The sequence below is a fragment of the Sphingomonas bacterium genome, from assembly GCF_903643065.1.
GTDB lineage: Bacteria > Pseudomonadota > Alphaproteobacteria > Sphingomonadales > Sphingomonadaceae > Sphingomonas.
In genome coordinates this window covers 1-5,454 of record NZ_CAHJWX010000171.1, presented here as the reverse complement: position 1 = coordinate 5,454, position 5,454 = coordinate 1, and the positions used below count along the sequence as shown (strand labels likewise).

The 5,454-nt window shown below is 66.9% G+C and carries 7 protein-coding genes, 2 tRNA genes and 1 pseudogene; 5 read left to right on the top strand and 5 right to left on the bottom strand.

Features of this window, described 5'->3' with window-relative positions; translation table 11 throughout:
* From HUU95_RS07425 to HUU95_RS07410, 4 genes and pseudogenes are all read left to right on the top strand, one after another.
* Positions 1-210 (top strand): annotated as a pseudogene (locus tag HUU95_RS07425) (histidine kinase dimerization/phospho-acceptor domain-containing protein); the annotation flags it as partial.
* Positions 211-362: 152 nt separating this feature from the next.
* The gene (locus tag HUU95_RS07420) at positions 363-683 is read left to right on the top strand and encodes a PilZ domain-containing protein (RefSeq protein WP_174279534.1); all 321 of its coding nucleotides are present in this window, start codon (positions 363-365) and stop codon (positions 681-683) included.
* A 51-nt stretch (positions 684-734) separates the two neighbouring features.
* A tRNA-Pro gene (locus HUU95_RS07415) sits at positions 735-811 on the top strand.
* Positions 812-865: 54 nt separating this feature from the next.
* Positions 866-938: transfer RNA gene (locus tag HUU95_RS07410), tRNA-Ile, on the top strand.
* A 13-nt stretch (positions 939-951) separates the two neighbouring features.
* Here HUU95_RS07410 and HUU95_RS07405 read toward each other — a convergent pair.
* On the bottom strand, positions 952-1,218 hold the full coding sequence (locus HUU95_RS07405; protein ID WP_174279533.1) for a hypothetical protein: 267 nt from the start codon (positions 1,216-1,218) through the stop codon (positions 952-954).
* Positions 1,219-1,304: 86 nt separating this feature from the next.
* Positions 1,305-1,586, bottom strand: coding sequence for a hypothetical protein (locus tag HUU95_RS07400; protein WP_174279532.1), 282 nt, complete (start codon positions 1,584-1,586; stop codon positions 1,305-1,307).
* A 263-nt stretch (positions 1,587-1,849) separates the two neighbouring features.
* On the opposite strand from HUU95_RS07400, the gene ettA reads away from it, so the two are divergent.
* Positions 1,850-3,529: an energy-dependent translational throttle protein EttA gene (ettA, locus tag HUU95_RS07395; RefSeq protein WP_174279531.1), complete on the top strand. Its 1,680-nt coding sequence runs from the start codon at positions 1,850-1,852 to the stop codon at positions 3,527-3,529.
* Between the two features lie 80 nt (positions 3,530-3,609).
* On the opposite strand, the gene HUU95_RS07390 is transcribed toward ettA, so the two are convergent.
* The 3 genes from HUU95_RS07390 to HUU95_RS07380 are packed head-to-tail and all read right to left on the bottom strand — an operon-like array spanning position 3,610 to position 5,198.
* On the bottom strand, positions 3,610-4,206 hold the full coding sequence (locus HUU95_RS07390; RefSeq protein WP_174279530.1) for a Uma2 family endonuclease: 597 nt from the start codon (positions 4,204-4,206) through the stop codon (positions 3,610-3,612).
* Positions 4,187-4,933, bottom strand: coding sequence for an NYN domain-containing protein (locus HUU95_RS07385; protein WP_174279529.1), 747 nt, complete (start codon positions 4,931-4,933; stop codon positions 4,187-4,189). Before HUU95_RS07385 ends, HUU95_RS07390 begins: the two co-directional genes overlap by 20 nt.
* A 31-nt stretch (positions 4,934-4,964) precedes the next feature.
* A complete protein-coding gene (locus HUU95_RS07380) occupies positions 4,965-5,198 on the bottom strand; it encodes a hypothetical protein (protein WP_174279528.1) in 234 nt (77 codons plus the stop codon).
* Positions 5,199-5,454: the final 256 nt, after the last annotated feature.

The window sequence follows — 5,454 nt, the reverse complement described above, 5'->3', positions numbered from 1 at the left end:
CCGCGCGGGCTCGCGCCGGCCGGGCAGGACCGGCTGCTGTCGATCGTGCCCGAGCCGACGGAGGAAGGGCCGCTGCTCGGGCTTGGCTTCTCGCTCAAGCTGTTCGGCGACATCGCGGCGGCGCTGGGCGGCCGGTTCGCGATCGAGCCCGATCGCTTGACCCTGCGGTTACCGCTAGCGCTCGATGAGATGGCGCAAGCCGGGCACTAACGGGCGGCGGCGCGTATGTGCGGCCGAACGGCGATCAGGTGTCGCGGTAGACGATCGCATGGCGTGCGTTGCGGGTCGTCACTGGCTTGATTGGCACGGTGTTCACCAGGATCGGGAGCAAGCGCTTCATCAACGGCGCGCAGGCTCGCATTATGAACGAGGCCGATTCGGATTGGCGGGACGCGTCGAAGGAGCGACGCGGCTTTCAGCGCGTGTCCGCCAGGGTGGACGCCGCGCTGCTCTCGACCGCGCTCGGTCGCGTCGCCGCGACGGTCACCGATCTGTCGCAGGCGGGCTGCCGACTGCGCACCCGCGCGCGGGGCTGGCGCGGTGATCACCTGGTGCTCGCGATCGGTGACCTCGCGCCGCGCGCGGTGACCGTCGTCTGGGCGGGGGAGGGCGAGCTGGGCGTCGTGTTCGCGCAACCGCTTCACTGGACGGTGATGACCGACCTGGCGGGCATCGAACGCTAGACCGTCCCGGTTGCGCGCGGCGATCCGCTCGACTACCCACGGCTCACTGGCCGGGGAGTGGCGCAGGCTGGTAGCGCACCTGGTTTGGGACCAGGGGGTCGCAGGTTCGAATCCTGTCTCCCCGACCATTTGCCTGTGCGGGTCCGTCGCGGCAAGGCCGCGCGGTTCGTCGCGTGGCGGTGGGGCCTGTAGCTCAATGGTTAGAGCTGGCCGCTCATAACGGCTTGGTTGCGGGTTCGAGTCCTGCCGGGCCCACCCGCGCCGCCGTCTATCTCGTCAGATTGTGTCTCGCATCGGTCGCCGCGTCCGCGACATTGTCTTTCGCCTCGTCCAGCTGGTCGGCGGTGTTCGCAAAGGCGGCGGCGACGTTCGCGTCGGCGGCGTTGTTCGCCATCGCCTCCATCTGGTCCGCTTCGTTGCGCAGGCTCGCCTCGATCGCGGCGGCGTTGTTGTCGATCGAGGTCTCGGCCGGTGTCCGGCCACAAGCGGCGAGCGGCAGCAGCGTGACGATCGCGAGAATGACGCCTCTGATCATCGGTTTCGATCCCCATCCGAAAGGCCGGCCCCGAGCCATGCCCGGAACCGGCCTGTCGATCCGCTGGCCATCCGGCCGGCGTCGGCTTACTTGCCGATCGCGTTGCCGATCGCGACATTCGCCGCGGTCGCGCTGTTGTCGGTCGAGCCGTTCTTGTCCGCGTCAGCGGCGTTGTCCGCCATCGCGTGCATGTTGTCCGCCTCGTTCTGGATAAGGGCCTGGCCGTTGTCGGTCGTGGCGTTGTCGGCCGCGGCGTCGAGGTTGTCGGCGGCCGCCTCCAGGTTGGCGCTGGCGTCATTCTTGTGGCCGCACGCACCCAGCGTGAGCAGGCCCGCCGCAGCGACGGCGGCAATCGCGAACTTCTTCATATGGTGCTCCATCGCATCAAGGCGGAGGGCCCCCGAGCCGCCCGCTGGGTCGATGCATGACGAAGACGCCAGCGATCGTCAATTCCCAACTAGGTGGTGGGATAACAGAAAGCCACATTCTCGCCCTATTTCGTTATCCGATCCGCCGAACTCTGGGCGCGGTGCGGGTCGACTCGGGCGCGGGTCCTCCGCGTTGCCAACGCTTTCGCCGACGCCTACATCGGCCCAACACCGCAGCACGAGTTGGAGCACCAGCGACCGCCATGGCCGTCCAGTACACGTATGTGATGAAGGGCCTGACCAAGACCTTCCCGGGCGCGAACAAGCCCGTGCTCAACAACATCAACCTTCAGTTCATCCCCAGCGCGAAGATCGCGATCATCGGCCCGAACGGCTCGGGCAAATCCACGCTGATGAAGATCATGGGCGGCATCGACACCGACTATGTCGGCGAGGCCTGGGCCGCCGATGGCATCCGCGTCGGCTATCTGCCGCAGGAGCCCCAGCTCGACCAGACCAGGACGGTGATAGAGAACGTGCGCCTCGGCGCCGGCCCGGTGGTGGGCATGATCGAGCGGTTCAACGCGATCTCGGCGGAGATGGGCGATCCGCAGGACGATACCGATTTCGATGCGCTGATGGAGGAGATGGGCGTCCTCCAGGAGAAGATCGACGCCGCCGACGGCTGGTCGCTCGACAGTCAGCTGGAGCAGGCGATGGAGGCGATGCGCTGCCCGCCCTCGGACAGCCCGGTGACCAACCTGTCCGGCGGCGAGAAGCGGCGCGTCGCGCTGGTGCGGCTGTTGCTGGAAAAGCCCGATATCCTGTTGCTGGACGAGCCGACCAACCATCTCGACGCGGAGAGCGTCAGCTGGCTGGAGAACTTCCTCAAGGACTATACGGGCAACGTCATTCTCGTCACCCATGATCGCTACTTCCTCGACAATGTCGTGAACTGGGTGCTCGAACTCGATCGTGGCCGTTACTACACGTACGAATCGAACTATTCGGGCTATCTGGAAAAGAAGTCCAAGCGACTGGAGCAGGAAGAGCGCGAGGAGGCGGGCAAGCAGCGCGCGATCGCCGACGAACTCGCCTGGATGCGGCAGACCCCCAAGGCGCGGCAGACCAAGTCCAAGGCCCGCATCCGCAATTTCGAGCAGCTGGTCGAGGCGCAGGAGAACCGGATCGCGGGAAAGGCCGCGATCCTGATCCAGTTGCCCGAACGGCTGGGCGGCAAGGTGATCGAGGCCAAGGGGCTGACCAAGGCCTATGGCGACAAGCTGCTGTTCGACGGGCTCGACTTCACCTTGCCACCGGGCGGCATCGTCGGCGTGATCGGGCCCAACGGCGCCGGCAAGTCGACGCTGTTCAAGCTCATCACCGGTCAGGAGCAGCCGGACGACGGCTCGATCGATGTCGGCTCCACGGTGCGGCTCGGCTATGTCGACCAGTCGCGCGATCACCTCGATCCCAACAAGAACGTCTGGCAGGAGATCAGCGACGAGTTGGAGGTGTTCCGGTTCGGCAAGCAGGAGCTGGGGACGCGCGCCTATGTCGGCGCGTTCAACTTCCGCGGACCCGACCAGCAGAAGAAGGTCGGCCAGCTATCCGGCGGCGAGCGCAATCGCGTCCACATGGCCAAGATGCTCAAGGAAGGCGGCAACGTCCTGTTGCTGGACGAGCCGACCAACGATCTGGATGTCGAGACGCTGCGCGCGCTGGAGGAGGCGCTGGAGAGCTTCGCCGGCTGCGCGGTGGTGATCAGCCACGATCGGTTCTTCCTCGATCGGCTCGCGACGCATATCCTGGCCTTCGAGGGCGACAGCCATGTCGAGTGGTTCGAGGGCAATTTCGAGGCTTATGAGGAGGACAAGCGGCGCCGGCTAGGCGACGCCGCCGACCGGCCGACGCGGCTGGCGTACAAGAGGCTGACGCGGTAACAGGCGGTGCCGATCCGGCCGACTCCTCCGGGCGCTGACGTATCGGGCGGGCGAGGGGGAGGCGGTCGGCCCGCGCCAAGTCAGAAGGCGCTGGTGCTGATAGTCAGGCCGGGAATGGTCGTTGCAACGATGTCGGCGCCAAACGTCGCCTCGGCCGAAACCAGATACCGATCACCCTGCGGCGACCAGAACTGGCGAACGACCTGACCGCTCACGTCGACGACCCAATATTCAGGCACTCCGGCGCGTGCGTACATCGTGGCTTTCAACCCGGTGTCGCGGTGCAGTGTCGTGGAGGACACCTCCACCACCAGCTGAACGGAGGCGAGCGGGATCGTCCCCTCGCCCCTTGCTTCGCGCGTCAGCACAACGTCCGGAAGGGGGACGTCGTGCTCGGACAAGGCCGTGCTGGCACTGAGCGGCCGCAAGTCGCTGCCCAGCTCTTCCAGCCGTCGCCGCATCAGGTAACGGACTTCCTCCGCGATGCGAGCATGGGGACGATATTCGGAGTTCATGATGATGATGTCCCCGTCGAGCAACTCGGTGCGCGTCGTGCCGAACACGCCCGTCTCGTCGAGCATCAGGAAGTCGGCGACGGTCAGCTTGTACTTGCCGGGGGGAGGACGGTCCTGGACACTCATGACGCCATCTTCCTCCTTATCGTAGCCGCTTGACATATTGCCGCCCGCCTTCGCGCCGCTCGGTCTGGAAATTGGGCACCGCCTCGATCAGGTCGGCTAGCCGCTTGTAGCCATAGTTGCGCGCGTCGAAGCTGGAGCGGTTGGCGGCGAGCTGGCCCATCGCGGAGAGGCTCACGAAGCCGCGCTCGTCGCGCTTGGTGGCGTCGTAGGCGTCGATCAGCAGCTTCAGCAGTTCCTCGCCGACGGCGACCTTGGCCGGCTTGTCGCGCGGCGCGCCGATCGCCGGTGGCAAGGCCTGCTCGACGGGCACCCCATCCGGATTGGCGACCAGCACGTCGACGTCGATGAAGCGCGTGCAGGCCTGGCGGAAGCCCTCAGGCGTGGTCGCGCGGCCGAAGCCGTAGACCGGCAGCCCGTCCTGCCGCAGCCGCATCGCGAGCGGCATGAAGTCCGAATCCGACGACATGATCCCGAACCCCTCCACGCGGCCCCGGAACAGCAGGTCCATCGCGTCGATCGTCATCTTCATGTCCGTCGCGTTCTTGCCCTTGGTCAGGTCGAATTGCTGCTGCGGCTCGATGCCGTGGCGCATCGTCATGTCCTGCCAGCCCTTGAGGCCGGGCTTGGTCCAATTGCCGTAGGCGCGCTTGATGTTGACGGCGCCGAGCTCGGCCAGCACGGTCAGGACGGGGTCGATCGCGTTGTGCGACGCGTTGTCGGCATCGATCAGCAGCGCGATGTTGCGGGTGGGGGTGTCGTCCATCGCGACACCCTCCCGCGCGGCGACGCCCGCGTCAACGCCGGTCGGCGGGGTAGCTCTGGTTGTTCGCCATGTCGTCCGCCTTGGTGACGGGCGTATCGGCCTCGGGATCGGCCACCGCGCGGGTCAGGTCCGCCTGGCTGCCGACATCGCGCTGCAGCTTGCCGCCCGACGAGCCGGCGACCGCGCCGACCTCTGGATCCATGCCCTCGATCAGGTCGGTGTCGTCATGATCGCGTGCGCTGGTGGTGCGGGGGTTCTCGGCCATCATAATACTCCTTGAAGCCGATGAACGGGCGAGGCGAGGGCGGCGTTCCATGAGCAGGGGGGCGGTGGGCAGGCGCCTGGCCATGCGCTGGACGATGCGACCTGCATCACTTATGTGGTCCGGCGTGAACCTGCTGCTCATCCTGTCGGCCCTGCTGTCCGCGCTATCGGGCGTGAGCGGGTCCGCGCGGGTGTTGCTGACCGCGCCGGCCGTGGCCCGCGTCACGCCGGTGCCGGTCGCGCGCGAGGCTCGGGTC

Coding starts and splice junctions, on each gene's coding strand:
- HUU95_RS07420 (WP_174279534.1), top strand. CDS start 363: ATGAACGAGGCCGATTCGGATTGGCGGGACGCGTCGAAGGAGCGACGC.
- HUU95_RS07405 (WP_174279533.1), bottom strand. CDS start 1,218: ATGATCAGAGGCGTCATTCTCGCGATCGTCACGCTGCTGCCGCTCGCC.
- HUU95_RS07400 (WP_174279532.1), bottom strand. CDS start 1,586: ATGAAGAAGTTCGCGATTGCCGCCGTCGCTGCGGCGGGCCTGCTCACG.
- ettA (WP_174279531.1), top strand. CDS start 1,850: ATGGCCGTCCAGTACACGTATGTGATGAAGGGCCTGACCAAGACCTTC.
- HUU95_RS07390 (WP_174279530.1), bottom strand. CDS start 4,206: ATGTCAAGCGGCTACGATAAGGAGGAAGATGGCGTCATGAGTGTCCAG.
- HUU95_RS07385 (WP_174279529.1), bottom strand. CDS start 4,933: ATGGACGACACCCCCACCCGCAACATCGCGCTGCTGATCGATGCCGAC.
- HUU95_RS07380 (WP_174279528.1), bottom strand. CDS start 5,198: ATGGCCGAGAACCCCCGCACCACCAGCGCACGCGATCATGACGACACC.